This window comes from Pseudomonas rhodesiae, from assembly GCF_007858255.1.
Classification (GTDB): domain Bacteria; phylum Pseudomonadota; class Gammaproteobacteria; order Pseudomonadales; family Pseudomonadaceae; genus Aquipseudomonas; species Aquipseudomonas rhodesiae.
In genome coordinates this window covers 50,871-76,037 of sequence record NZ_VFEU01000010.1, presented here as the reverse complement: position 1 = coordinate 76,037, position 25,167 = coordinate 50,871, and the positions used below count along the sequence as shown (strand labels likewise).

The window sequence follows — 25,167 nt, the reverse complement described above, 5'->3', positions numbered from 1 at the left end:
GCCAGTAGACGTTTCGGCGCGATGGACGAGAAGAGAGCGAGTCATGGGCGCACAGTGGAAAGTCAAACATAAAGAAGCGGCAGCCAATGCCAAAGGCAAAATCTTCGGCAAGCTGGTGAAAGAAATCACCATCGCCGCGCGCAACGGTGCCGACACCGCGACCAACGCCCACCTGCGTCTGGTGGTGGAGCAGGCCAAAAAAGCCTCGATGCCCAAGGAAACCCTGGACCGCGCCATCAAGAAAGGCGCCGGTCTGCTCGGCGAAACCGTGCAATACCACCGCGTGACCTACGAAGGGTTCGCGCCCCATCAGGTGCCGCTGATCGTCGAGTGTGTGACCGATAACATCAACCGCACCGTGGCGGAAATCCGCGTGGCATTCCGCAAAGGCCAACTGGGCGCTTCCGGTTCGGTAGCCTGGGACTTCAACCACGTCGGCCTGATCGAGGCCTCGCCGGACAGCCCGGACGCCGATCCTGAAATGGCCGCCATCGAAGCCGGCGCCCAGGATTTCGAGGACGGCGAAGAAGAGGGCACCACCCTGTTCATCACCGAAACCACCGACCTCGACGCCGTGCAAAAAGCCCTGCCGGAGCAAGGCTTCACCGTGCTATCGGCCAAGCTGGGCTACATCTCGAAGAATCCGGTGAGTGGTTTGACCGACGAGCAGATGGCTGAAGTCGAAGCCTTCCTCGAAGGCTTGGACAACCACGACGACGTGCAGGACATGTTCGTCGGCCTGGCGGGCTGATCGACGGCTGAGCAAGGTGGGAGGGGGCCAGCCCCCTCCCACATTTTGATCCAGGCAGGCAGTGAATATCAAAGGCTGGATGGGCTTGCTCTAACACCCGCCAGCTAAGCGGGCACTGTGTAATTTTCTATCCGAGCTGTTTTGGAGCCCCTCTCTGACATTGCCTTAATTAGTCAAAGTTGCAGATGGCGTGCAGCAACGCCTCGATCTCTTCGAACCCCGGCCGCGCCAGCACGTCCGGCTGACAGCAGCGCGCCTGCAGCGCCACCAGTGCCGCATCTACGGGTTCCCCCTCGATCCGCTCCAGCAATTCCCCCAACAACACCCCGAAGGCCCGCACTTCGATGCGCTGCAATGCCCGGGTTTCCACGGTGTCCGCCACGGCATGGAATGACGCCGCGCCAAAGTCCCCCAGCAAACAATCGCCCGTCGCGTTCCACAGAATATTGTGGGCGTACAGGTCGCCATGGGTGATGCCGTGACGGTGTAGATGCGCCGCCACCGAAGCGATGCCACGGGCTATGCGCAGTGCGACGTCGACGCTCAAGCGGGTGTCGGGCGCGTAGATATCGCGCGTGCAGGACGCCAGGCTGGGCAGGGCGGCCAGGTTGCGGTAGCTCGGCTCGATCAGGTCCATTACCAAGGCGGCCTGGTCATCGGGGTGGCCGACTACGCGACCTTGCACCTTGATCAGGTTGGGATGCCGCCCGGCGGCGATGCACGCCTGCATTTCGTGCAGCGGTGAACCGTCGCTGGTAATCGTGCCTTTGTAGAGCTTGACCGCCACCGGCAGGGCCTGGGGTTTCCACAAGGCTTTGTGGATCACGCCGGAAGCCCCTTCGCCAAGGACATCGGCCAATGCCAATTCGCCCCAGGGAATATTCGGCGTGGTGTCGTCTGCCTGGACTTGCACTGCCATTTCCACTGGGTTGCCGGCATAAGCCAGCCAGGTCAGGCTTGGCAGTGACAGCAGCCAGTCCGGCAGGTGGGTGAGGCGATTGGAGGCGATGCGGATCAGCTCAAGGTTGTGGCACTGAGCCAAGCTGCGTGGCAGTTGCTCCAGTTGATTGCCGGCCAGCATCAGCTTTTGCAGCAATGGCCGTTCACCCAACGCCTCGGGCAACTGGCGAATGCAGTTGTCGGTGAGGATCAGCCAGCGCAGTTGCGGCGGTAGGGCGGCGGCGGGCACTTGGCTGATCCGGTTGGCCTTGAAGCCGATCATGCTCAATTTCGCGCACTGACCCAGGCAGGTCGGCAGTTCGGTGAAGGCGTTATCCGAGCAGAACAGCACGCGCAGGTGCGGCAGGCGATGCAGGTCGTCCGGCAAGCGGCTCAGGGCGTTACCGCTGAGGTTGAGGATTTCCAGGGTGTCGGCCAGTTCGAAGATTTCCCGAGGAAACTCGGTGAGCCCGCAGGAAAGATCCAGGCGCGTGATACCGGCCAATTGGCCGGCCTTGAGTTGGGCGAGGGTAGTCATGAACGGCGCGGTCACTCGGCAAGGGGGCTTAAAGGGCGCTTATGATACCGGGTCGGGCATGGGTTGCGGGTCGACCTGTTGCAATTGGCTCAGGCGGCTGGCGGTGCGGGCCAGGTCGATGGCCTCGCCCGCCAGGCAGTCGGCCAGGGGCTCGGTGCCGATCAGGGTCAGGTGTTTGTCGCGGTCGTAGAGCACGTCCACCAGATTGATGAAGCGTTGTTGTACGGCAATCGGGCACTGCGCCAGGTGGGGCAGGCCGTCGATGATCCAGTGATCGAACGTCTCGCACAGCAAGAGGTAGTCCATCACCGCCGTCAGTTGCTCGCAAAGATCGGCGAAGGTGAAGACGATGGTGCGCGCTTGGTGGTGGCGACATACCAGTTGCCGATTGCCCACCTGCAACTGCTGCGCTGGGCCTTGAGTCGCCGGCAGGCCGAGGGCCGCACGCTGCGCGGCCGTGCCTGGCCACAGGTAGACGCCGGCGGTAAAGCGCTGCGTGGCATGGGCCTGGGGCAGGCTGCGAAAGTCCTGGGGCGAGCTGACTTCCAGCACGTCCATGCGCGCGGCGATCAGGTCGATCACCGGCTTGAAGCGCTCGTGGTACAGCGGGTTGGGCAGCAGTCCTTCGGGCGCGTAGTTGGAGGTGACCAGTACCAGCATGCCGCGCTGGAACAGCGCTTTGAACAATCGGCTGATAAGCATGGCATCGCCGATATCGTGGACGTGGAACTCGTCGAAGCACAGCACCCGGCAGTCTGCCAACAGCTCATCGAGGGTCACGCCCAGCGCGTCATCCTGTTCACGGTGCTGGAACATGCCCCGGTGCAGACGCGCGAAGAAATCGTGGAAATGCACCCGCTGTTTCTCGGCCAGCGGCAGCGCCTGGAAAAAGCCGTCCAACAGCCAGCTCTTACCGCGCCCCACCGGCCCGTGCAGGTACAGGCCACGGGTGGCTTGGCCGTCGAGCAGGTGGCCGGTCTCGCGGGCCATGGCGGCAATCGCTCGGGTTTGCCCGGCGCTGAGGGTGTAGCCCTGCTGTTGGGCTTTGTGCGCAAAAAACTCGGGGATGGAGGCGTCGCTGCGTGGCGCGCGTTGTTTACCAAGCAGGCGACGGATCAAAGTCGGCACGGCCACTGCGGATCACTCTGTGGGTCAAAGGTCGCTCACTTTAGGATGCTCTTCACGTTTTGACCAATCGCGAAGGCGCGCATCGGCCATCTCGAAAACGCATGACCCCCACGACTAGAAGGTCTGCAGCGGCGCCACCGGGTGATCCACCGGGCTGACCACCGCGTAGTTATAGCCGCCACCGGACCAGTACTGCGCTTGTAGCCCATCGGCGGTGCGGCTGCCACGGGGCAGGAAGCCGTTGTCCGGGCCCGGCGGGCGAATGTAGAAACTGATACGCCGCCCTTGCGCGTCCTGGTACAGCACCATGGCAGCGGCGCCTTGATCGGTGGTGAGCAGACGCCCGCTGACCGGCATGAAGCCCGACTGGCTCAAGTCCGGCAAACGCTGGGCCTGTTGGAAGTAACGGTCGAGCCAGGCTTGCATGGTGCCGCTGTCCTGAGCACGGTAGTCGGCGGGCAGGATGCCGTCCTGGGCGAACAGGCGGAACGCCTGCATGGCATCGGCCATGGGTTGCAGCGGCGGTTGAGTCGCCTCGCGGGCCTGCCAGCCGCCCCAGCCGCCGAGGCTCACCGCCACCAGCAACAGCGCTGCCGTGGCCAAGTGGCGACGCGTATTGTGCCGGACGCGCTGGCGGATCAGCGCGGGGTCCAACTGCGGGTTGGCGGGCTGTTGCAGGGCGCCACCCAAGGCTGCGCGCAATGCATGTGCGTCCTGTTGCCAGGCCTGCACTTGGGCCGCCACCTCCGGGTGGGTCGCCAGCCAGGTGTCCAGGGCACGCCGGTCATTCTCAGAAAGCTGATGATCGACGTAGGCATGTAAGTCATGTTCGTTGGGAGGCAGGCTGATCATTTGAGTATCCGCAGAGAAGGGCTGGCAATTTCGCCATCGCTGAGTTGACGCAGGGCCTGGCGCGCCCGTGACAACCGCGACATCACGGTGCCGAGGGGCACGTCGAGAATCTCGGCGACTTCTTTGTAGCTCAAACCTTCCACGGACACCCACAGCAGCAGCGCGCGTTGCTCGGTGTTCAATTGATCGAAGGCTTGCAGGGTCGACTGGGCCATCACGGTGCGTTCGACCGAGGGCTGCACGTCTTCGCGTCCGGTAAAAAAGTCGAGCATGCGCGCATAACGGCGGGTACGGCGCTGGGCATCGAGAAACTGCCGGTAGAGGATCGAGAACAGCCACGCGCGCAGGTCGCCTTCCGGGCGTTTGTCGCCCCAGCGGGTGATTGCACGCTCCAAGGTGGCCTGCACCAGATCGTCGGCGCTGCTGGTGTTGCGCGTCAGGGACACGGCAAAGCGCCGCAGCCGGGGCAGGAGTTCGCGTAGCGGTTCGTCGAGTTCATGCATGGTGGGTCAGTCTAGCCAGTTGTGAGAGTAGACGTTCGCCCGCGTAGGTTATTCCATGCCTACCTGAAAGAAATGTTGCCCTTGTGGGTGCGCCCTCTCTGGATAGCCCACAGGCCTGTAATGCCCCACGCCCGCCTCAATCCAGCCTCGTGACTGCCGGTACAGGATCGGCAGCAATGGCGAGGGCGTATTGATGGCATTACTGACAGGCAAAGCATCTTATTTTCGGCCGGAACTGGCGCACTTGCCGGCGGCGCAGCAAGTGATTTTCGAGCAATGGGGCTGCGGCGCCATTGTTCAGCCGGAATACGGCTGCATTCATCTGGCGATCGAAGCGCACGCCGCGAGGGCGCCTCAGGCTATCGCGGCCGAATGGGCGGGCCAGCGGATCAGTTATGAACAACTCAACCGCCAGGCCAATCGGCTGGCCGCGCGGTTGGTTGAGCGCGGGGTCAAGCAGGGCGATACCGTGGCGTTGTTCGTCGAGCGGTCCATTCCCATGCTGGTGGGCTTGCTGGCGGTATTGAAGGTGGGGGCCGCCTATGTGCCGCAGGATGCGCGGATTGTACCGCCTGTGCAGTTGGCGATGATCCTCGACTCGCTGAGTAGTCCGGTGATTCTGACCCTGTCGAACCTGGCCGAACGCATCCCCGCAGAAGCGGCTCACCGGTGCCTGTGGCTGGACGCATTCCTGGCGGAGGAAGCCGAAGTTGCCCAGGACAACCAACAGGCATTCGCGGTGGTAGAGCCCGACGACCTGTGCTTTGTGCTGTTCACGTCCGGCACCACCGGGCGTCCCAATGGCGTGCGCGTCAGTCACCGCAACCTGTGCAATATCCTGTTGACCGAGCCCGGCTGCATGGGCATGGCCCCGGGCCGCACGGTCGGGCAGGTTCTCAATATCGGCTTTGACATGGCTGCCTGGGAAATCCTCGGTTGCCTGGCCCACGGTGCCACGCTGTTGATCCGTGGCAAGGACATCCCACAGACCGCCGCGCGCTGTCATGTGTTGATTGCCACACCCTCAATCCTGGCGACCTTGAGTCCTCACCAATGCCCCGACCTGCAGACGGTCGCGGTGGCCGGCGAGCCCTGCACGCAGGCCTTGGCCGATCAGTGGGCGGCGCACTGCACGTTCTACAACGGTTGTGGGCCCACCGAAACCACCATCGTCAATACCTTGCACCGGCATGAGTCTGGCGCCTTGCTGACCATCGGCCGGCCAACCCCGAACAACACGGTGTATGTGCTCGACGAACAAGGGCGTGCCTGCGAGCTGGGCCAACCTGGGGAAATGTGGGCCGGTGGGTTGGGCGTCACGGCCGGCTACTTGAACAACCCGGCGTTGACCCAAGAGCGATATCGCCCCGATCCGTTCCTGGGCGGCGACAACCTGATGTTCCGCACCCGCGACCTGGGACGCTGGACGGCGGACGGCCAGCTCGAACACCTGGGGCGCGTGGATGACCAGGTCAAGGTGCGTGGGTTTCGTGTAGAGCTGGATGCAGTGTCCTCGGCCATCGAGGCCGGCGAAGGATGCACGCGGGCTGTCACCCTCAAGCTCGACAGCCGAAGCCTGGTGGCGTTCGTGTCGCCGGCCAGCGCCGATATCGAATCCTGCCGACAGGCGTGTGCGCAACGGCTGGCGTATTACTGCGTGCCGTCGCTGATCGTTGCCTTGGAGCATTTTCCGTTGACCGCCAGGGGCAAGGTCGACAAGGCGTTGCTGTTGCAGTGGGCCGTGGAACGGCAAGGGGAAGCCAGCCATGCTTGATGCCCTGAGCCGTACCGTGGTTCCGCCCAGGCCCGCGCTATGGCGACGCTGGCGGGCGTTGCCGCTGTTTTCCTATTACAACCGCCTCGCCGGGTTGGTGTTGCTGGGTAACGGCACGTTCTTGTGGTGGTGGCCGCGGATTGACGTGCAGGTGCTTTCGCAAATGGTGCTGATCAACCTGTCCCTGGCGATCCTGATTCGTCAGCAGTACGTGATCAATGCCCTGTTCTGGCTGGCGACGCGGGTGCCGATCACTTGGCCACTGCGTATCCGGCGCAGCGCGGCGAAGGTGTATCACCTGGGCGGGTTGCACAGTGGTGCGGCCCTGGCGGCCACGGCTTGGTTTGCGGCGATGATGCAGGCGCAGTGGGTGCAGGTCGAGGTGGTTGCGTCGAGCACATTATGGCTGGGCAGCGCGCTGCTGGGATTGCTGGTGGTGATGGTGATCATGGCCCAGCCGTGGGTGCGTAGCCGGTTTCACAACGCTTTCGAGCGGGTGCACCGCTTTGCGGGCTGGTCCGCATTGGGATTGTTTTGGGCGCTGACGCTGATGGCTTCCTCAGAGCGCCCCACCGATCTGTTACACAATGGCGCGTTCTGGCTGTTGGGGCTGGTGAGTATCAGTATCGTGCTGCCATGGTTGCGCTTGCGCAAAGTTGCGGTGGAGCACATACGGCCTTCGTCCCATGCGGTGATTACGCGGTTCGCCCACACCACGCCGTTTGCCGGTTCATCCACTGCCATCAGCCGGCACCCGCTGTTGGAATGGCACGCGTTTGCCAATATTCCGGCCCCGCGGGAGGCGGGGTTTCGTTTGGTCATCTCCCGGGCCGGGGATTGGACGGGCCGCTTTATCGACGCGTTACCCCGTCATGTGTGGGTCAAGGGCATTACCACCGCGGGAGTGGCCAATGTGGAAACCCTGTTCAAGTCGGTGGTGTACGTCGCCACTGGCAGCGGGATCGGCCCGGTGATGCCGCACGTGTTGGCGCGCAAAGTGCCGATCCAGTTGATCTGGTCGACCCGCAGCCCACGAGCGACCTATGGCGATGCCCTGGTCGACGAGATTCTGCGGGCTCACCCCCAGGCGTTGATCTGGGACACCGCCGAACGCGGCAAACCCGACTTGGTACAACTGGCCTATGGCGCCGTGCAGGCCTGCGGGGCGGAGGCGGTGATCTGTATCGCCAACCAGGCATTGACGCGACATGTGGTGCAAGAGCTTGAAGCCAGGGGCATTGCGGCCTATGGCGCGATTTGGGATTCCTGAAGCGCGGTATGTGAGGTCGTACCGCTGAAAAAAACTACAGTGAAGGGGGAATAAGCCTACGTGGGATTCGTCTCATAGCACTTTCCCCCTGCGGCCCTCGGCCCTGGAGTTTTTTATGCTGGATCACCCATCACCGCCCCGTCCTGCCTTGAGTACCGCAAGCCTGGTGGTGCGTCTTGCTGCCATCGGTGTTGTGGTGGCCGGTTTGGCCGCAGCGTTTGCCTACGTCAATGGCACACTCGACCCACAGCGGCTGCGGCCTAAAACCTTGGTCAATGCCCTGGAAACCAACAACGGCGTGCACCCTGGCTATCGGCGCAACCACGCCAAAGGCGTGTGCGTGGCGGGTTACTTCCAAAGCTCTGCCGAGGCGCGCGCCTATTCGAGTGCCGAGGTGTTCAGCGAGGCCAAAACCCCGTTGATCGGCCGCTTCGCCTTGCCCAGCGGCAACCCGTACGCGCCTGATAGCAGCGTGCCGATCCGTAGTTTTGCCGTGCAGTTCAGCCAGGCCAACGGCCAGCAATGGCGCACCGGCATGAACAGCATGCCGGTGTTCCCGGTGGGCACGCCCGAGGCGTTCTATCAGTTGCTCAAGGCGGGCGCGCCGGACCCAGCCACCGGCAAGCCGAACCCAGCGAACATGCCGGCGTTTTTTGCCGCCCATCCGGAGGCCGCACCGTTCCTGGCATGGGTCAAGACCGCCAAACCGTCGGCCAGTTACGCGACCGAAACCTATAACGGCATCAATGCGTTTTATCTGGTGAACGGGGAGGGCAAGCGTCAAGCCGTGCGCTGGGCGGTGGTGCCCCAAAGCCAAGACGCGGTGGGTGATACCGCCGTCGATGGTTCGGACTTCCTGGAGAAAGACCTGGTGCAGCGACTGGCCGCCGGGCCGCTGCGCTGGCAGTTGAACATGACCCTGGCCAACCCCGGCGACGTGCTGGACGATGCCAGTAAACCCTGGTCCGGCCCCCATACGGTGCTGAACGCCGGTACCCTGGTGGTGCAAAGCAGCCAGCCCCAGGCCGACGGCGACTGCCGCGATATCAACTTCGATCCGTTGATTCTGCCCAGCGGTATTCAAGCCTCCAATGACCCCTTGCTGGCGGCCCGCTCGGCGGCATACGCCAGTTCTTACCTGCGCCGCGCCGGCGAGGTCAGCCCCTTGCACCATGCTCCACAGGAGTCGAAACCATGAAGGCCTCTCCACAACTCTTCGCGCCCTTGGCGCGCCTGCTGCACTGGCTGATGGCGCTGATGGTCATCGCCATGCTGTTTATCGGCGCGGGCTTGGCGGCCTCGGTCTCGGAGCGGCATGCCTGGCTGATCCAACTGCATAAACCGTTGGGTATTGCGATTCTGGCGCTGGTTATCGTCAGGCTGGTGGTGCGCTTTTCCACGCAGCAACCGCCTCTGCCCCAGGACTTGCCGCAGTGGCAAGTGTTGGCAGCAAAGGCATCGCACCTGATGTTGTATGGTTTGATGCTGGCATTGCCGCTGCTGGGCTGGGCGATGATTTCAGCGGCGGGCGACCCGGTGATGCTCAGCAGCTCCGTACGACTACCGGCGCTGGTGGAGGCGAACGCACCGTTGTTCGCGCTGCTGCGTAAGGCCCATGGGTACCTGGCGTACCTGCTGTTTCTCACGGTGTTGGTGCACCTGGCGGCGGCGTTGTTTCATGGGCTGATCCGACGCGATGGTGTATTGCAGAGCATGACCGGCACCAAGGACTGATGCCGGGGCGCGTTGCTGTCAGCGCAACAGGCCGACGATATCGGCGACGCTGCTCAGTACATCCTTGCCCAGCTGTTTCGAGCGCTCGCCCGACCAGCCGGTTTTCGGGTTGGGCGCGTCGTTGTTGTCCTTGAAGGGCATTTCCAAGGTCAGCGACAGGCAATCGTACTTTTGGCCGACCGCATTGCAGGCCAACGTCATGTTGGCTTCGCCCGGCAGGTCGCGGGTGTAGCCATGAGTGGTCTGGAAGTCACGGGTCAAGCCGCTGAGGTGGCTGCGAAAGTGTTTTTCCAGGGCTTCGATGCGCGGCGTGTAGCCTGGGTTGCCTTCGCAGGCAGCGGCGAATACATAGGGGATTTCTTCGTCACCGTGGATATCCAGGAACAGGTCCACGCCGTACTGTTCCATCTGCTGTTGCACGAACAGTACTTCCGGGCTGAGGTCCTGGCTCGCGCTCTGCCACGCGCGGTTGAGGTCCTGGCCCATGGCGTTGGTGCGCAGGTGCCCGTGGAAGGCGCCGTCCGGATTCATATTCGGCACCAGGTACAGGTCAGCCACCGCCAGCAGTTTTTTCAGCTCGGCATCGCCGTCCTGTTGCAATCGTTCGATGATCCCTTCCATAAACCATTCGGCCATGTGTTCGCCCGGATGTTGCTGGGCGATGATCCATACGTTGCGTCGTCCTTCGCCGCCTTTGCCCCGGCGCAGCAACTGAATGTCGCGGCCTTCGACACTCTTGCCGGTGGCCAGCAACTGGGTGCCGGTGTGTTTGAGCGCCTGCTCGATCAAGCCGTCATGACGTTCGCGGCTGTAGGGTTCGAAGTAAGCGAACCAGGCGTGCTTCTCGCGAGTCTCCAGGCTGATGTGCAGGATTTCGCCATCGAAGCGTGTCGGCACGCGGAACCAGTTGACGTGGTCGTAGGAGGCTACGGCGTTGTAGCCGCTCCAGGCATGGGGATATGAAGAGCGCCCGGCATTGCTCAAGCGGAAGGTGTGGGTATGGCCCACATGCATACCCTCGGCCTTGAAGTGAAACCACTGGAAATGCTGGCTGCGTGTGTCGGGTTTGATCGCCAGCAGCAATTGATAGGCATCGCTGGCGTCCAGCACCTGGATATTGCCACTGTCGAAGTCGGTGCTGATTCTGATGGAGGTCAAGGCCACTGTCATAGTCTGGTTGCCTGATTATGAGTATTGTGGCGGCTATATTACACAGGAGTCCGGTAAAGCCTGGATGCAAAATTGTTGCGCAGGGAGGGGGGCATCATCCTTGACGCCGCCGCAGCTTAGAATTTATGAGATTGATTCTCAAGCGCTATTTCCCAAAGATGTGAGCCAGAGCCTTTGGGTAGCTTTCATTCGGCGATGGTCTTTTGCTACCATGCGCGCCATCACGCAACACACAGTCTTCATTAGCCTGAAGCCATGCCAGGGAAACTGGCAAAAAAAAAGACCCGGCCAAAGAGCCGGGTCAAAAACCGTGATTAGCCTGATGAGGAGATATTCCAAGAGTCCGACCTAAGGTCTCTTGGTCTATCGACTGATCTCGCGATCAGCTGGGTTCAATAATAATCATTATCATTTGCAAGTCAAATGTTTTTATCCGTGGGATAGAAATATTTTTCCTTTGCGCCGATCAGCTGTCCGCCTGCGCTTCGCGCACCTGCAACGACCGCTCGACCATCGCCTTCGCCATATCGATCAAATACACCACTGAAAACGCCAGGTCCCGCTGATTACCCTGGTGGTTGCTCGCGGATTCATACGCAGTGGCCGCCGCGCTGCGCAGCAGGTCCGAGGCATGTATCAAGGCTTCTTCCTGACTGATACCTGCTTTGATGGCGAACAACGCCTCGTTCGCCACCGGCGTCGACATCTCTTCTTTCAGGTAGAAATCCAGCGCGCGCTGGGCGGCGCCGCTGCTGCGCAGGTCTTGCAGCTCATCGTTTTCAGCGGGTTCAGGCAGGAGGTACGGGCTCGTCGTCATAAGGGGCAGTACTCTGGGTGGGTGTTGAAAACCTTATGCCTGATAATAGTACGTATCGTATTTATGTCGTTTTATGGATTACTACAAACTGTTTATTGCCCTGAAAAATACCTGACGTATTGTCTGGGCCCATGGATAAATGGATCGCGTTGGTCAGGGCCAACATGAAAGACCGCAAGGTCACGCAAGGTGAACTGGCTGAGCGCTTGGGCATGTCCCAGGGGGGCGTCGGTCATTGGCTCAACAAGCGTCGCGTGCCGAGCCTGGAGGACATGAACCGGGTGCTGGAAGCATTGGGTCTGGGGGATCTGGAAGTGGTGCAGGAAGTGCGCGAGCGTCGCGCCGAACCGGCATTGCCGACGCCACGGCACGCGGCGTTTTTCCGCTACCCCGTCAATGAATGGAGAGGCCTGTGCGAAGCCCGCGAGGAGCGCCCGGCCTATGCTGGCGCGCGCTATGAAACCACGGATTATCACGCCAGGGGCGACGCCTTCTGGCTGCCGGTCACGGGCGATGCCATGACCGCGCCCAGCGGCTTGAGCATCGGCGCAGGCATGATGATCCTGGTAGACCCGGCCGTCAGTGCCGGCCCCGGTAAACTGGTGGTCGCGCAATGGGCCGACAACCCTCACGCGACCTTCCGCCAGTTACGGGAGGAGAGCGGCCAGCTCTACCTGGTGCCGCTCAACCCCACGTACCCTAAACAGCTGTTCACCGAGGCGTGTCGCATCCTCGGTGTAGTGGTGCAGGCCATGGCGAGGTTCTAGTCCGCCGTTTCCAGCTCCACCAGCGTGCAGCCTTCGGCGACCATTTCGCCTTCCTGACAGAACAGCGCCTTGACCACCCCGGCTTCGGGAGCACGGATGCTGTGTTCCATCTTCATCGCTTCGAGCACCACCAGTTGCGTACCGGCCTCGACCGCCTGGCCGGCCTGCACCAGCACCCGCACAATGCTGCCGTTCATGGGCGCCGTCAGGCCACCCTGATGGGATTGGTTGGCTTCCACGGCAGCAATCGGGTCGAACAGGCTGACCCCATGCATTTCACCGTCCCAGCGTACAAACACGCCGCCGTCGTGCCGGACCGCCAGATAGCTGCGACGCACGCCGTCGCGTTCGATGCTCAACTGCTCGCCGTGCAACTGCGTAATGTCTGGCGCCAGGGTCACCAGTCGGTCCTGCCCGTTGCAGCTCAAGTGCAACGAAACCTCAGCGGGCAACCCCGCGCGAAAGCCACGGGTGTCTGCCCACGGGCCGTCGCCGGCGGGCAGGCTGTGCATCAGCGCGGCACCTGCGGCCTGCCAGAAATCATCACTCAGCGCGCCGGTCGGCGGCAGCAATTGTTCCTGATAGCGCGGAATAAACCCGGTATCCAGTTCGGCTGCGGCGAATGCCGGGTGCCCAATAATGCGCCGCAGGAAGCCCAGGTTGGTCTTCAGCCCGCCCACGGCGAATTCGTCGAGCATGCTCAGCAAGCGCAGGCGCGCCTGTTCACGGTCCTCGCCCCAGGCAATCAACTTGCCCAACATCGGATCGTAGAAGGGCGAAACGTTATCCCCCTCACTCACGCCGCTGTCCACGCGGCGCCCAGGGCCGGGGGTGGATTCGCGGTACAGCGCCAAGTGCCCGGTGGCGGGCAGAAAATCATTGGCCGGGTCCTCGGCATACAGACGCACTTCGATGGCATGTCCGATCAAGGGCACCTGTGCCTGGGTGATCGGCAGCGCCTGGCCCTGGGCCACGCGGATCTGCCAGGCCACCAGGTCCAGACCGGTAATCGCTTCGGTGACCGGATGTTCGACCTGCAACCGCGTATTCATCTCCATAAAGAAGAACTCGCCGCGCGCGTCGAGCAAAAACTCCACGGTGCCGGCGCCGACATAGCCGATCGCCTGGGCCGCCCGCACGGCAGCCTCGCCCATGGCACGGCGCTGTTCAGCGCTCAAGCCGGGGGCCGGAGCTTCCTCCACGACCTTCTGATGACGGCGCTGAATCGAGCAATCCCGTTCATTCAGGTACAGGCAGTGCCCGTGCTGGTCGGCGAAAACCTGGATTTCCACATGACGGGGCTTGAGCAGGTATTTCTCCACCAGCATCTGGGCGTTGCCAAATGACGACAACGCCTCGCGTTGGGCAGAGGCCAGGGCGTCGGCCAATTGGCTGACATCCTCGACCACTTTCATGCCTTTGCCGCCGCCGCCGGCCGTGGCCTTGAGCAGCACCGGGTAACCGATGCGGGCACAGGCGTCGCGGAAAGTCTCCAGGTCTTGGGCCTCGCCGTGGTAACCCGGTACCAGGGGCACGCCGGCGGTTTCCATCAACGCTTTGGCTGCGGATTTGCTGCCCATGGCGTCGATGGCAGAGGCGGGCGGGCCGAGGAAGATCAAGCCGGCGGCTTCGATGGCGCGGGCGAACCCGGCGTTTTCCGAGAGAAACCCGTAGCCCGGATGAATCGCCTGGGCGCCGCTGGCCTGGGCGGCGGCGATCAGTTTGTCGATTTGCAGGTAACTGTCACTGGCCTTGCTGCCCCCCAGGTCGACGCAGATATCCGCTTCGCGGCAATGGCGCGCGTCGCGGTCGATGGCGCTGTGCACGGCCACGGTGGTCAGCCCCATGGCCTTGGCGGTGCGCATCACGCGACAGGCGATTTCACCCCGGTTGGCCACCAGTATGCGGGTCAAAGTACTCATGAACGCGGCTCCTGCGCTTGCCAGCTCGGTGGACGTTTTTGCAGGAAAGCGCGTAAGCCTTCCTGGCCCTCGGGGCTGACGCGGATGCGGGCGATGGCGTTTTCGCAGTAGCGGCGCAACGCCGGGGTGAGGGCGCCGTTGCCGACTTCACGCAGCAGATCCTTGCTGGCGCGCATCGCCGCCGGGCTGTTATGCAGCAGGTTGGCTATCCAGTGTTCGACGTGAATCTCCAGCTCGTCCGCCGGGTAGCTTTCAGCCAACAGGCCGATCTCCCGCGCGCGCTGGCCGCCGAAGCGCTCGGCGGTGAGGGCGTAGCGCCGTGCCGCGCGTTCGCCGATGGCTTGCACCACGAACGGGCTGATCACCGCCGGCGCCAGGCCGATGCGCACTTCCGACAGGCAGAACTGCGCATCGTCGGCGCCGATGGCCATGTCGCAGCAACTGATCAAGCCCAGGGCGCCGCCGTAGGCTGCACCTTGCACCACCGCCAGGGTGGGGATTTTCAGCTTGGCCAGGTTGTACATCAGTTCCGCCAGTTCGCGGGCGTCGTCGAGATTGGTGTGGTAATCCAGCTCGGCCGATTGCTGCATCCAGGCCAGGTCGGCCCCGGCGCTGAAATGCTTACCGCGCCCGCGCAGCACCAGGAACCGCAGGGAAGCATCGCCCTGCACCTGGTCGAGGGCGATGATCAGCTCGCGGATCATCTCGGCATTGAACGCGTTGTTCTTGGCTTCACGACTGAGCCACAGCGTGGCAAAGCCACGGCGGTCGGCGATCAGTTCGAGGGTGTTGAAATCGCTCATGGGGTGCTGCTCCATTTACATGCGGAACACGCCGAAGCGGCTCGGCTCGATGGGGGCGTTCAAGGCCGCGGACAGGGCCAGGGCCAGCACGTCGCGGGTCTGCAACGGATCGATCACGCCGTCATCCCACAGGCGCGCGCTGGAATAGTAGGGGTGCCCCTGGGTTTCGTACTGGTCGAGGATCGGCTGCTTGATCGCGGCTTCCTCCTCGGCACTGAACCTGGCGCCCGCGCGTTCGGCCTGCTCGCGCTTGACCTGCACCAGCACGCCGGCCGCCTGTTCGGCGCCCATCACGCCGATACGCGCGTTCGGCCACATCCACAAAAAGCGCGGGTCATAGGCGCGACCGCACATGCCGTAGTTACCGGCACCAAAGCTGCCGCCGATGATCACGGTAAATTTGGGCACCTTGGCGCAGGCCACTGCCGTCACCAGTTTGGCGCCGTGCTTGGCAATGCCGCCGGCCTCGTATTTCTGGCCGACCATAAAGCCGGTGATGTTCTGCAGGAACAGCAGGGGGATGCCGCGCTGGCAGGCCAGTTCAATAAAGTGCGCGCCTTTCTGCGCGGCTTCGGCGAACAGAATTCCGTTGTTGGCCAGGATCGCAATCGGGTAGCCGTGCAGATGGGCGAAACCGCACACCAGCGTGGTGCCGAACAGCGCCTTGAACTCATCGAACACCGAACCGTCCACCAGTCGCGCGATCACTTCGCGTACGTCGAACGGCTGTTTAGGGTCGGCCGGAATCACGCCGTACAACTCTTCGCCGCTGTACAGCGGTGCCACCGGCGTACGTTGCAGCAACTGGCCCTGTTTGTGCCAATTGAGGTTGGCCACGCTGCGGCGGGCCAGGGCCAGGGCGTGTTCATCGCTGTCGGCATAGTGGTCGGCCACGCCCGAAATTTTGCAATGCACATCCGCGCCGCCGAGGTCTTCGGCGCTGACCACTTCCCCGGTGGCGGCCTTCACCAACGGCGGGCCGGCCAGAAAGATCGTGGCCTGCTGGCGCACCATGATGGCTTCGTCGGCCATGGCCGGCACATAGGCGCCGCCGGCGGTGCATGAGCCCATCACCACGGCGATCTGCGGGATGCCTTGGGCGCTCATATTGGCCTGGTTGAAAAAGATCCGCCCAAAGTGCTCGCGGTCGGGAAATACCTCGTCTTGACGCGGCAGGTTGGCGCCGCCGGAGTCCACCAGGTAGATGCACGGCAGGCGATTCTGCTCGGCGATGGTCTGGGCGCGCAGGTGTTTTTTTACGGTCAGCGGGTAGTAGGAGCCACCTTTGACCGTGGCGTCGTTGGCCACAATCATGCACTCCACGCCTTCGACGCGACCGATTCCGGCGATGACGCCGGCCGCGGGCACGTCTTCGCCGTAGACCTGATAGGCGGCGAGTTGGCTGAGTTCAAGAAACGGCGAGCCCGGATCGAGCAGGCGATTGATGCGTTCGCGCGGCAACAGTTTGCCCCGTGAGGTGTGCCGCTCTTGAGCCTTGGCGCCGCCGCCTTGCTGCACGTGAGCGAGCAGAGTGTGCAGGGCGTCGACCTGTTGGCGCATCGCCGCGCTGTTGGCGGCGAACTCCGCCGAGCGCGGGTTGAGCTGGGTGTGCAAGGTGGCCATGGCGCGTGCCCTCAGCGAGTTTCGTTGAACAGTTCGCGACCGATCAGCATCCGCCGGATTTCACTGGTGCCGGCGCCGATTTCATACAGCTTGGCATCGCGCAACAGGCGCCCGGCGGGGAATTCGTTGATGTAGCCGTTGCCGCCGAGAATCTGGATCGCATCCAGGGCCATTTGCGTGGCCCGTTCGGCGCTGTAGAGGATCACCCCGGCGGCGTCCTTGCGGGTGGTCTCGCCACGTTCGCAGGCCTGGGCCACTGCATACAGATAGGCGCGGCTGGCGTTGAGTTGGGTGTACATATCGGCGACTTTGCCCTGGATCAACTGGAACTCGCCGATGCTTTGGCCGAACTGCTTGCGGTCGTGGATGTACGGCACGATCAGGTCCATGCACGCCTGCATGATCCCGGTGGGGCCGCCGGAGAGCACCACGCGCTCATAGTCCAGGCCGCTCATCAGCACTTTCACGCCGCCATTGAGCACGCCGAGGATGTTGTCTTCGGGCACTTCGACGTCATCGAAAAACAGCTCGCAGGTGTTGGAGCCGCGCATGCCCAATTTGTCGAACTTGTTGCTACGGCTAAAGCCCTTCCAGTCGCGCTCGACAATAAACGCGGTGATGCCGTGTGGGCCTTTTTCCAAGTCAGTCTTGGCGTAAATCACATAGGTGTTGGCATCGGGACCGTTGGTGATCCAGGTCTTGCTGCCGTTGAGCACATAGTGGTCGCCGCGCTTGTCGGCGCGCAGCTTCATCGAGACCACATCGGAGCCGGCGTTCGGCTCGCTCATGGCCAAGGCACCGACGTGTTCGCCGCTGATCAGTTTGGGCAGGTACTTGAGCTTCTGTGCGTGGTTACCGTTGCGGTTGATCTGATTCACACAGAGATTGGAGTGAGCGCCGTAGGACAACGCCACGGATGCCGAGCCACGGCTGATTTCTTCCATGGCCACCACATGCGCCAGGTAACCCAGGCCGGCGCCGCCGTACTCTTCCGGAACGGTGATGCCGAGCAGGCCCATGTCACCGAATTTGCGCCACAGGTCGGCGGGGAACAGGTTGTCGCTGTCGATTTGCGCCGCGCGCGGTGCGACCTCTTTGGCCACGAAGGACTGCACCTGGTCGCGCAGCATGTCGATGGTTTCGCCGAGGGCGAAGTTCAGGGACGGGTAACTCATGGACAGGCACCTTAATGTGAGCTTTGTTGTTGTGTGGTCGGCGCGCCAGGGGAGGGCGCTCACCTTTACGTTAACGTAAGCTTGCGTTGTGACGCTGTCAATCGTAGTTTACGTTTACGTCAACCTACAAAAAAGATAACAGGGGTCGTTATGGATCAACTGCATCAGAGCTACAGCCGTGGCTCCCAGGACAAAGCCTTACTGGCCATGACCATCGGCCAGGCCTTCGATCGCACAGTGGCGCAATTCCCCGATGGCGAAGCGCTGGTGGTGCGTCATCAGTCACGGCGCTATACCTGGCGGCAACTGGCCGATACCGTCGACCTGCACGCCCGTGCCTTCCTCGCCTTGGGCCTGCAGACAGGCGACCGCTTGGGCATCTGGGCGCCGAACTGCGCCGAGTGGTTGATCAGCCAGATTGCCAGCGCCAAGCTCGGCGTGATCCTGGTCAATATCAACCCGGCGTACCGCACCAGCGAGCTGGACTACGTGCTCAAACAGTCCGGTTGTCAGTGGCTAGTGTGCGCCGGGGCGTTCAAGGGTTCCGATTACCACGGGATGCTCCAGGAACTGCAACCCGACCTGCGCGGCATCATCAGCCTCGATCCCAGCCCGCCGGCAGGCTTTATGCCCTGGTCGACGCTGGCCGCCCTCGGCGCCGAGGTAACGCCCGAGCAACTGCACCAGCGCCAGGCCAGCCTGCACTTCGATCAAGCCGTTAATATCCAGTACACCTCCGGCACCACCGGGTTCCCCAAGGGGGCCACGCTCAGTCATCACAATATTCTCAATAACGGCTACATGGTCGGTGAGAGCCTGGGCCTGACCGCCCAAGATCGCTTGGTGATCCCGGTGCCGCTGTATCACTGCTTTGGCATGGTGATGGGCAACCTGGGCTGTATCACCCATGGAACCGCCATGATCTACCCGAACGACGGCTTCGACCCATTGCTGACCCTCAGCGCCGTCGCCGAAGAACGCGCCACTGGCCTGTATGGCGTGCCCACCATGTTTATCGCGCTGCTTGATCACCCGCGGCGCGGTGAGTTCGAGCTATCCAGCCTGCGCACCGGCATCATGGCCGGCGCCACGTGCCCCATCGAAGTGATGCGCCGCGTGATCAGCGAGTTGCACATGGGCGAAGTGCAGATCGCCTACGGTATGACCGAAACCAGCCCAGTGTCCTTGCAGACCGGGCCACAGGATGATCTGGAGCGCCGGGTCACCACCGTCGGCCGCACCCAACCGCAGTTGGAAACCAAGATCATCGACATCGATGGCAACACCGTCGCGCGCGGTGAAATCGGCGAGCTGTGCACCCGTGGCTACAGCGTCATGCTCGGCTACTGGAGTAATCCCGAGGCAACCCGCGAGGCCATCGACGAGGCCGGCTGGATGCGCACCGGCGATCTGGCAAGCATGGATGAGCACGGTTATGTGCGCATTGCTGGACGCAATAAGGACATGATCATTCGCGGCGGTGAAAACGTGTACCCGCGCGAGTTGGAGGAGTTTTTCTTCACCCACCCGGCGGTGGCCGATGTGCAGGTGATCGGCATTCCGGATGCGCGCTACGGCGAAGAAATCGTCGCCTGGATCAAACTCCATCCGGGCCACGCGACCGATGAGCTGGATTTGCAGGGCTGGTGCAAGGGTCGCATTGCGCACTTCAAGACGCCTAAGCACTTCAAGTTCGTGGATGAGTTTCCGATGACCGTCACGGGCAAGATCCAGAAATTTCGCATGCGCGAGATCAGCCTCCAGGAATTGAGCACCGAGCGCTGAAACGGGGTGCTGGGCTACCGCGTTCGGCCTGCGCCAGCTGCCTAGAGTGGCGGATTATTCCGCTACTCGAAGGCGATGCCCATGACCGATCTGCTCACTGATCCGCTTGCCCTGCCCGATGTCGATGAGCCAAGCCCCCATGTGGGGCCCATCCAGGACAACACCCCCGCTTGGTATACCGATGCGCTGGCAGGGCGCAAGACCGAATTGGCCAACCTCAAGCTGGTTATCCCGTCCTGGTACACCAACGCCGACTCAACAGCGAAAAACCGATTGAAGGCGGTCCACGACCGCAGCCGGACGTCGTTAAACCAGCTGGATCAATGGTTCAGCCAACTCAAAAGCCCCGCCGACTATGCCGAACCCTTGCTGGTGGCGGCGATTGAAGAGAAGTTCGGCCTACGCCTCGACGTCACGAGCGTGTTCTACGCGCGCAAGATGGAGCAGAGATCGTGCAGCACCGATTCGGAAGAACTGTCGACCACCACCGTGTCGTCAGCGTCGTCGCCGCTGTATTTCTACAAGGGCGTCAGCCTGCTTGAAGCGGCCTTGATGAATTTCACCGAGGACGATGCAAGCAAGCCGATCTGCTTGGATTGTCGTTTGATCACCCGCTATAACTTCCACCAATATTCCAGCGCAAAGAAGCATGCACCCGCGAGTGTCAAGTCGTTCAAACTGTCGATCAAAGCCCACGAATTTGCCGCCCTGTGCCGGACGCTGGACCTGGGGCAGTCGTACTACGAGCATGTGCGCGGCATCATCAACGCCCCGATTCTGGCCAAGCCCCCCGGCGCCCTGACCGGCCAGCTGTACAGCACGTTGATCACCGCGCACCGCAATCAGTTGGAGTTGGCCGCCGAAATTGCCCTGATGCAGGGCCATATCCAGCCCCAGGACCATCGCTTGATCCAGGCGATTCTGATTCAACAGACCGGGCACACATGGGCAGAGGATGACGTCAGCTTTTCGCCCTTGCAGTTGTGCACGGTCGTGATCGAGCAGGTGCTGATCATCGGGCCGGTGGTGTGGCAGCCCCATCCGCGAAATGCCACGATCCTGCCGCGACCGTGCATGGTCTACATCCCCGGCGATCCGCTGCACCCGCTCAAGGCTTACGACAACCTCACCGTCTTCGTCGACCACCTGACCACGCGCCTGTGCCGTGCTGACTACCGTACCTTCTTCAGCCAGTTCGTCCCGCTTTCCCGGCAAGAAGTGTTTTTTACTAAACTCAAGGCACTACTGGACCCCGACGAGGTTTACACCGCCACGCAGAACTTCGATCCGGCGCTCAAAGCCCGGCTTCACCGCCAGGGCACCTACGCACCGCCTTGGCGTGACGTGTGGATCGACAGCGCGCAACAGCGGGTTCGCTCGATCATGGACAACGCTCAGGCGAGCGCCGTGTCCACTCAAGAGGCTACGGACCATGCCGAGAAAGCCTGGCTGTGGTCGTGGGGCAAAAAAATACTGGATGTGCTGAACGTGGCGGCATTTGTGGTGCCGTACCTTGGCGAAGTGATGCTGATAGTTGCGGCGGTGCAAATGGTCGACGACGTGGCAGAAGGCATACAGGCGTGGTCCGAGGGCGATGCGCGCGCGGTCTGGGCGCACTTCTCGGCGGTGGGTCTGAACTTGGCGGGGCTGGCGGTGCCCGCCGCGCTGGCAGCGTTCAAAGAGACCGCTTTTATCAAGCGTTTGGTGCATGTCGACTTCGGCGGGCGCAGCCGTTTATTTGACTTCGATCCGACGCGGTACACCCACTCGATCAGCCTGCCCGCTGAGCTGAAGCCGAACAGCCTGGGCTTGTATGAGCATCAAGGCGCCACGTACCTGCCGTCGACCCACGGCGGTCACTACAAGGTGCAAGCCATCGCCGAGGGAGATTTCAGGCTCGTCCACCCGGATGGCGACGCCCGTTACTGGCCCAGGGTACGCCACAACGGGGCGGGTGCCTGGGTGCATGAATTCGAACAACCCCTGACGTGGGATCGCAAGACCCTGTTGCGACGTCTCGGTCCCAGCGTCGACGCTTTCAGCGACGCTCAATTGGAGCAGGTCCGAGCGCTGAGTGGGGTCACGGATGAGCAATTGCGCCGGGTTTACGTCGATCAGCAATTGCCGCCGCCGCTGTTCAGAGAAGTGCTACGGCGCTTCGAATCTGCCCGTCGCTACCAAGGCTTCATTGACCGCCTGAGCAGTACCGACCCTGCCGTTTTTGGGCGTGTCGACTGGAACTTGCAAATGAGGTTGTTGCTCGACAGCGGCAAGTGGCCTGAAGCCAGGGTGCTGGTCGCCTTGGATGCCGACGGCGATATCGTCTGGCGTTCGGCCGCAGTCGCCCAACGCAGTCAGGTGGTCAAGCTCGATCTGGCCCAAGCGGCGACCCGGGATGGCGTGATTCTGCCGTCGCTGCTGAGCCAATTGAGCGAAGAGCAGATCCGGCACCTGTTGGACGAGCCGGCCGTCGAGCGAGCGCTGCGTTATGAACTGATGCTGACCGGCAGAATTGATTCCGACTTTCTGGCGACGGCCGCCGATAAGGCGTACGCGGATCGCTTGGTTGAACGCATGATGAGCGAGCAGCGCACACCCCAGGCGAGGGCGCTGCGTTACCGCGACCGATTGCGCGAGTTGGCGCAGGACAGCAAAGCCAGGTTGTTTGGCCTTGAAATCGCGGCCGGGGACGTGTCCAGTGAGGCGAATGTGCAACTGCTCCAGCGCGACTTTCCAGGCTTGCCCAAACTGATCGCCGAAGACCTGTTGGCCCACGCCACCGACCAGGAGTTGGCGCGTATGGGCGAAACCTCTCGTGTGCCGTTGCGTTTGGCTGAAGAGGCGCGCCGCTATGGGCAGAAGGTCCGAGCCCTGCGCGCCCATACCGATCTGTTGTTCGATAACGAACTCACCCCGGACAGTGTGCGTCTGGCGCTGCACAAGCTGGCGACGCTGCCGGGTCGTCTTGACGGCGTGGGTCTTGAGTTACGCGCTGACACCTATGACGGTGAATTATTGGACCGCGTCGGGCGTGCTGACGCGCCCAGGCAGTTACGCCTCGTGCGCATCAGCCTCAACGAGTGGAAGCTGTTCAGCGGTCCCGATGACCTGGAGTATTGGCGTTCTGACAAAGATGCTTTCTACACCGCGCTCTGGCGGGTGGGTTACAGCGGGCGCACGGATTGGCGGCAACTGAAAGCCTCCACCCAGGCGTTGAAGGAGCAGCTCGCACAACAGCCCTTGAGCGAAGAGGCCACGCGCCAGGCCCTTGGCTTGCAAGCCATCAAACCGGGGTTCAAGTCGCCTATGCGCCTGGCGGACGGGCGGTTTGGGTACCCGCTTAGCCCGGTGGGCGGCGCGGGGCGGCGGCCGTTTATCTGCACCATGAAAGCCATGTATCTGTACCCGTCGAAGTCACTTGAAGAAGTCGAAGCCCTGTATGGGCTTCAAGGTTTGACTGATGCCCAGGTTCTAGCCCGCCTCAGCAGCCTCGAAGAGGAATACAACCAGCTGAAGCAGACGCTGGACGCCTGGCATCAGGACGCAGAGCCGGGCCACAGCCAAATTCGTCGCAGGGTCGCGGGGACGATTATGGCCGCGTGGCAGCGCCAGTCGCCGCAAGCGTATGCGGCGGATCAAACACCGATTGGCCACATGCTGGATTTATCGGACGAACTGGTGGGTGAACTGCCGCCGATAACGGCGAATATGGATCATGTGGGCAGCCTGGATTTAGGCCGAATGGGGCTGTCGGACGAGTCGCTCCCCTTTCTCAACGCATTCGGCCGCCTGCGCTGGCTGAATATGCGCGAAAACAACCTCACGCAACTGCCGGAGTTCACCCATGGCGGGGCGGGGCTGACCAAGCTCAACCTGAGTCGCAATGACCTGCAACTGACCGACGCCAGTCGTGCGCGCCTCGAAGGGATGCGAGACCTGAAAATCCTCGATCTGTCCGACAATCGCCGCTTGGGCTGGACCGCCGATCTGCGGGGCATGCGCAGCCTCAATCAACTTTATCTGGCCGACACCGGCACCACGACCTTTCCGATGGGGGCCGAGCAATTGACGTCCTTGGCCAGGATCGACCTGCACTCGAACCAGATCACAACCTTGCCCGACTATGCGTATCAGCACTTGGACCGGATCAACGTGCACGAGAACCCGCTGTCGGCGGCCACCCGCGAACGCCTTGGCCTGGAGGCGCCGTTGGATCCGGCGCAGTGGGCCGACCACGTCACGTTGGACGAGGCTCGGACCCTGTGGTTGCGAGAGGTGCCTGCCGCCGAACTGACGCACCGCGCCCGGCTGTGGGACGACGTGAAGGCTTGCCCTGATTCGGCCGCCCTGTTCACGGTCCTGGCCGACACTACCCGCAGCGCCGAATACGCCTCGCCGGTCACCCGCGCCGCATTGACCCAGCGGGTGTGGGACTTGTTGGAGGCCGCCAGTCAAAGCCAGGCCATTCGCGAGTCGCTGTTTGGCATCGCCGATGATCGTGTCACCTGCGGGGATGGCAGTACGGTGGAGTTCATGAACCTTGAGAGTGAGCTGTTGGCGTTGAAGGCGCTTGAGCAGGCGGGGGAAGCGGACAGCGAAGGCTCACTGATCAGCATCGCCCGCCAGTTGTTCCGTCTGACGCTGGTGGACGCCGTGGCTGAACAGGACGTTGCTTCCCGCGGGCCGGGTTTTACCGAGCAGGTCGAAGTGATCCTGGCCTACCGGATCGGGCTGGCGGATAGGCTGGGGCTGCCGATAAACACCCGTGAAATGCTGTTTCCCCAGCAGGCCAATGTGAGCCAGCAAGCCCTCGACAGTGCTTATCGGCAAGTGCTCAGGAACGAAAGTGTTACCGCTGACGAGAGCGCTTTTTTCGTGGGGCGCGAATTCTGGGAGAAACACCTGCGCAGCCGATACCCGCAGGAGCTCCAGGCATTGATGGGCCCGGGTATTGAATTGATCGAGGAAAAAAGCTCGGCGTTGTTCGAGCTTTCGGATGTGCAAGGCGAGCAAGACACGGGGGCGGACCTGGCGGCGCAAGCGGACTGGCAGAGCCGTCATGATGCGGCGGTCGACAGGCTGGCGCGCCTGTTGGGCAAAAGCAAAGACGACATTCTGGTCGATGGCGCCATGCCCAGTGCGTTCTTCGACGGGGAACTCAAGCAACTGGCGGCGGCGCGACAGCAAGAGCAAACACAGGCATTGCAGCGTCTGACTCGAAAGGTGCTGAACAATTTCATGGCCACCGAAGGCACATCGGTGTGAGGAGCCGAACGCCCACAACACGAAGGGGACCCGAAGGTCCCCTTTAATGTGCGTTGCCTGCTCTTTTTTTATTATTGAGGGGCGGTCTATTGTTGTTTTTGGCAACCGTTACCCTTTACCGCTGTTTTTGGCGATCCCCATCCGGGATCAAGAGCAAACGTATTTTTTTGAGCGCTGATCTGCTTCTTCGCAAGCGATCCAACCAGTGGGTAGCTACCTGAAGGTAGTTTTATTTTTCTCTATCCGGTTGCGGGTCTCGGCACGCCGTACCCTGCGAAGCACATCTTCTCCAAAAAAATCTGTTAGCTGCGTCTCTGCCGTGTTGTTTTTGTTATGTCAGAGTCGTTTCGT

General features: G+C 62.2%; 18 protein-coding genes. 8 read left to right on the top strand and 10 right to left on the bottom strand.

The genetic code is table 11. The annotated features are described in order from the left end of the window. Nucleotides 1–43: 43 nt before the first annotated feature. Nucleotides 44–751 (top strand): YebC/PmpR family DNA-binding transcriptional regulator, encoded by a 708-nt coding sequence (locus FIV35_RS16325; protein WP_034098834.1) that lies wholly within the window; start codon nt 44–46, stop codon nt 749–751. Nucleotides 752–920: 169 nt separating this feature from the next. Here FIV35_RS16325 and FIV35_RS16320 read toward each other — a convergent pair whose 3' ends face one another. The 4 genes from FIV35_RS16320 to FIV35_RS16305 all read right to left on the bottom strand — a co-directional run bounded on the left by FIV35_RS16320 (nt 921) and on the right by FIV35_RS16305 (nt 4,711). After that, nucleotides 921–2,228, bottom strand: coding sequence for a protein kinase (locus tag FIV35_RS16320; RefSeq protein ID WP_034138722.1), 1,308 nt, complete (start codon nt 2,226–2,228; stop codon nt 921–923). Between the two features lie 39 nt (nt 2,229–2,267). Continuing rightward, the gene (zapE, locus tag FIV35_RS16315; protein ID WP_034138632.1) at nt 2,268–3,362 is read right to left on the bottom strand and encodes a cell division protein ZapE; all 1,095 of its coding nucleotides are present in this window, start codon (nt 3,360–3,362) and stop codon (nt 2,268–2,270) included. Nucleotides 3,363–3,470: 108 nt separating this feature from the next. Further along, nucleotides 3,471–4,208: an anti-sigma factor family protein gene (locus FIV35_RS16310; protein ID WP_034138631.1), complete on the bottom strand. Its 738-nt coding sequence runs from the start codon at nt 4,206–4,208 to the stop codon at nt 3,471–3,473. After that, nucleotides 4,205–4,711 (bottom strand): sigma-70 family RNA polymerase sigma factor, encoded by a 507-nt coding sequence (locus FIV35_RS16305; protein WP_034114253.1) that lies wholly within the window; start codon nt 4,709–4,711, stop codon nt 4,205–4,207. The genes FIV35_RS16310 and FIV35_RS16305 overlap by 4 nt, the downstream gene beginning before the upstream one ends. Nucleotides 4,712–4,904: 193 nt before the next feature. Here FIV35_RS16305 and FIV35_RS16300 point away from each other — a divergent pair, with 193 nt between their 5' ends. From FIV35_RS16300 to FIV35_RS16285, 4 genes are all read left to right on the top strand, one after another. Next, on the top strand, nt 4,905–6,485 hold the full coding sequence (locus tag FIV35_RS16300) for an amino acid adenylation domain-containing protein (RefSeq protein ID WP_080761462.1): 1,581 nt from the start codon (nt 4,905–4,907) through the stop codon (nt 6,483–6,485). Then, nucleotides 6,478–7,755 (top strand): ferredoxin reductase domain-containing protein, encoded by a 1,278-nt coding sequence (locus FIV35_RS16295; RefSeq protein ID WP_034138630.1) that lies wholly within the window; start codon nt 6,478–6,480, stop codon nt 7,753–7,755. The genes FIV35_RS16300 and FIV35_RS16295 overlap by 8 nt, the downstream gene beginning before the upstream one ends. Before the next feature lie 115 nt (nt 7,756–7,870). Continuing rightward, on the top strand, nt 7,871–8,953 hold the full coding sequence (locus FIV35_RS16290; RefSeq protein WP_034138629.1) for a catalase family peroxidase: 1,083 nt from the start codon (nt 7,871–7,873) through the stop codon (nt 8,951–8,953). Next, on the top strand, nt 8,950–9,489 hold the full coding sequence (locus FIV35_RS16285) for a cytochrome b (protein ID WP_034138628.1): 540 nt from the start codon (nt 8,950–8,952) through the stop codon (nt 9,487–9,489). The genes FIV35_RS16290 and FIV35_RS16285 overlap by 4 nt, the downstream gene beginning before the upstream one ends. Nucleotides 9,490–9,507: 18 nt before the next feature. Here the strand turns inward: FIV35_RS16285 and FIV35_RS16280 are convergent, their stop codons facing one another. Then, nucleotides 9,508–10,659, bottom strand: a complete 1,152-nt coding sequence (locus tag FIV35_RS16280) for a M14 family metallopeptidase (protein WP_034138627.1) — start codon at nt 10,657–10,659, stop codon at nt 9,508–9,510. Nucleotides 10,660–11,125: 466 nt separating this feature from the next. Further along, entirely contained in the window at nt 11,126–11,476 is a 351-nt protein-coding gene (locus FIV35_RS16275; protein WP_034098818.1) for a DUF6124 family protein, read from the bottom strand. A gap of 131 nt (nt 11,477–11,607) precedes the next feature. Between FIV35_RS16275 and FIV35_RS16270 the strand changes: the two genes are divergently transcribed. Beyond that, nucleotides 11,608–12,243, top strand: a complete 636-nt coding sequence (locus tag FIV35_RS16270; protein ID WP_034138626.1) for a LexA family protein — start codon at nt 11,608–11,610, stop codon at nt 12,241–12,243. Here FIV35_RS16270 and FIV35_RS16265 read toward each other — a convergent pair. Genes FIV35_RS16265 through FIV35_RS16250 form a run of 4 tightly spaced genes read right to left on the bottom strand, consistent with a single transcriptional unit; the run spans nt 12,240 to nt 17,766 of the window. Next, entirely contained in the window at nt 12,240–14,165 is a 1,926-nt protein-coding gene (locus FIV35_RS16265) for an acetyl/propionyl/methylcrotonyl-CoA carboxylase subunit alpha (RefSeq protein WP_034138625.1), read from the bottom strand. The two genes, FIV35_RS16270 and FIV35_RS16265, sit on opposite strands and share 4 nt — an antisense overlap. Beyond that, nucleotides 14,162–14,968 carry a gamma-carboxygeranoyl-CoA hydratase gene (locus FIV35_RS16260; protein WP_034114241.1) on the bottom strand — a complete coding sequence of 269 codons (807 nt, stop codon included), beginning with the start codon at nt 14,966–14,968 and terminating at the stop codon, nt 14,162–14,164. Before FIV35_RS16260 ends, FIV35_RS16265 begins: the two co-directional genes overlap by 4 nt. Nucleotides 14,969–14,983: 15 nt before the next feature. Continuing rightward, nucleotides 14,984–16,591: a carboxyl transferase domain-containing protein gene (locus FIV35_RS16255; protein ID WP_034138624.1), complete on the bottom strand. Its 1,608-nt coding sequence runs from the start codon at nt 16,589–16,591 to the stop codon at nt 14,984–14,986. 11 nt (nt 16,592–16,602) lie between these two features. Beyond that, nucleotides 16,603–17,766 (bottom strand): isovaleryl-CoA dehydrogenase, encoded by a 1,164-nt coding sequence (locus FIV35_RS16250; RefSeq protein ID WP_034138623.1) that lies wholly within the window; start codon nt 17,764–17,766, stop codon nt 16,603–16,605. 150 nt (nt 17,767–17,916) lie between these two features. Here FIV35_RS16250 and FIV35_RS16245 point away from each other — a divergent pair, with 150 nt between their 5' ends. Then, nucleotides 17,917–19,551, top strand: a complete 1,635-nt coding sequence (locus FIV35_RS16245; RefSeq protein WP_034138622.1) for an AMP-binding protein — start codon at nt 17,917–17,919, stop codon at nt 19,549–19,551. A gap of 81 nt (nt 19,552–19,632) precedes the next feature. Then, the gene (locus FIV35_RS16240) at nt 19,633–24,816 is read left to right on the top strand and encodes an NEL-type E3 ubiquitin ligase domain-containing protein (protein ID WP_052198981.1); all 5,184 of its coding nucleotides are present in this window, start codon (nt 19,633–19,635) and stop codon (nt 24,814–24,816) included. Nucleotides 24,817–25,167 lie beyond the last annotated feature (351 nt).

Excerpts from the sequence above, each read along its gene's own strand:
- FIV35_RS16325 (WP_034098834.1), top strand. The coding sequence starts at position 44 with ATGGGCGCACAGTGGAAAGTCAAACATAAAGAAGCGGCAGCCAATGCC.
- FIV35_RS16320 (WP_034138722.1), bottom strand. The coding sequence starts at position 2,228 with ATGACTACCCTCGCCCAACTCAAGGCCGGCCAATTGGCCGGTATCACG.
- FIV35_RS16310 (WP_034138631.1), bottom strand. The coding sequence starts at position 4,208 with ATGATCAGCCTGCCTCCCAACGAACATGACTTACATGCCTACGTCGAT.
- FIV35_RS16305 (WP_034114253.1), bottom strand. The coding sequence starts at position 4,711 with ATGCATGAACTCGACGAACCGCTACGCGAACTCCTGCCCCGGCTGCGG.
- FIV35_RS16300 (WP_080761462.1), top strand. The coding sequence starts at position 4,905 with ATGGCATTACTGACAGGCAAAGCATCTTATTTTCGGCCGGAACTGGCG.
- FIV35_RS16295 (WP_034138630.1), top strand. The coding sequence starts at position 6,478 with ATGCTTGATGCCCTGAGCCGTACCGTGGTTCCGCCCAGGCCCGCGCTA.
- FIV35_RS16290 (WP_034138629.1), top strand. The coding sequence starts at position 7,871 with ATGCTGGATCACCCATCACCGCCCCGTCCTGCCTTGAGTACCGCAAGC.
- FIV35_RS16285 (WP_034138628.1), top strand. The coding sequence starts at position 8,950 with ATGAAGGCCTCTCCACAACTCTTCGCGCCCTTGGCGCGCCTGCTGCAC.
- FIV35_RS16280 (WP_034138627.1), bottom strand. The coding sequence starts at position 10,659 with ATGACAGTGGCCTTGACCTCCATCAGAATCAGCACCGACTTCGACAGT.
- FIV35_RS16275 (WP_034098818.1), bottom strand. The coding sequence starts at position 11,476 with ATGACGACGAGCCCGTACCTCCTGCCTGAACCCGCTGAAAACGATGAG.
- FIV35_RS16270 (WP_034138626.1), top strand. The coding sequence starts at position 11,608 with ATGGATAAATGGATCGCGTTGGTCAGGGCCAACATGAAAGACCGCAAG.
- FIV35_RS16265 (WP_034138625.1), bottom strand. The coding sequence starts at position 14,165 with ATGAGTACTTTGACCCGCATACTGGTGGCCAACCGGGGTGAAATCGCC.
- FIV35_RS16260 (WP_034114241.1), bottom strand. The coding sequence starts at position 14,968 with ATGAGCGATTTCAACACCCTCGAACTGATCGCCGACCGCCGTGGCTTT.
- FIV35_RS16255 (WP_034138624.1), bottom strand. The coding sequence starts at position 16,591 with ATGGCCACCTTGCACACCCAGCTCAACCCGCGCTCGGCGGAGTTCGCC.
- FIV35_RS16250 (WP_034138623.1), bottom strand. The coding sequence starts at position 17,766 with ATGAGTTACCCGTCCCTGAACTTCGCCCTCGGCGAAACCATCGACATG.
- FIV35_RS16245 (WP_034138622.1), top strand. The coding sequence starts at position 17,917 with ATGGATCAACTGCATCAGAGCTACAGCCGTGGCTCCCAGGACAAAGCC.
- FIV35_RS16240 (WP_052198981.1), top strand. The coding sequence starts at position 19,633 with ATGACCGATCTGCTCACTGATCCGCTTGCCCTGCCCGATGTCGATGAG.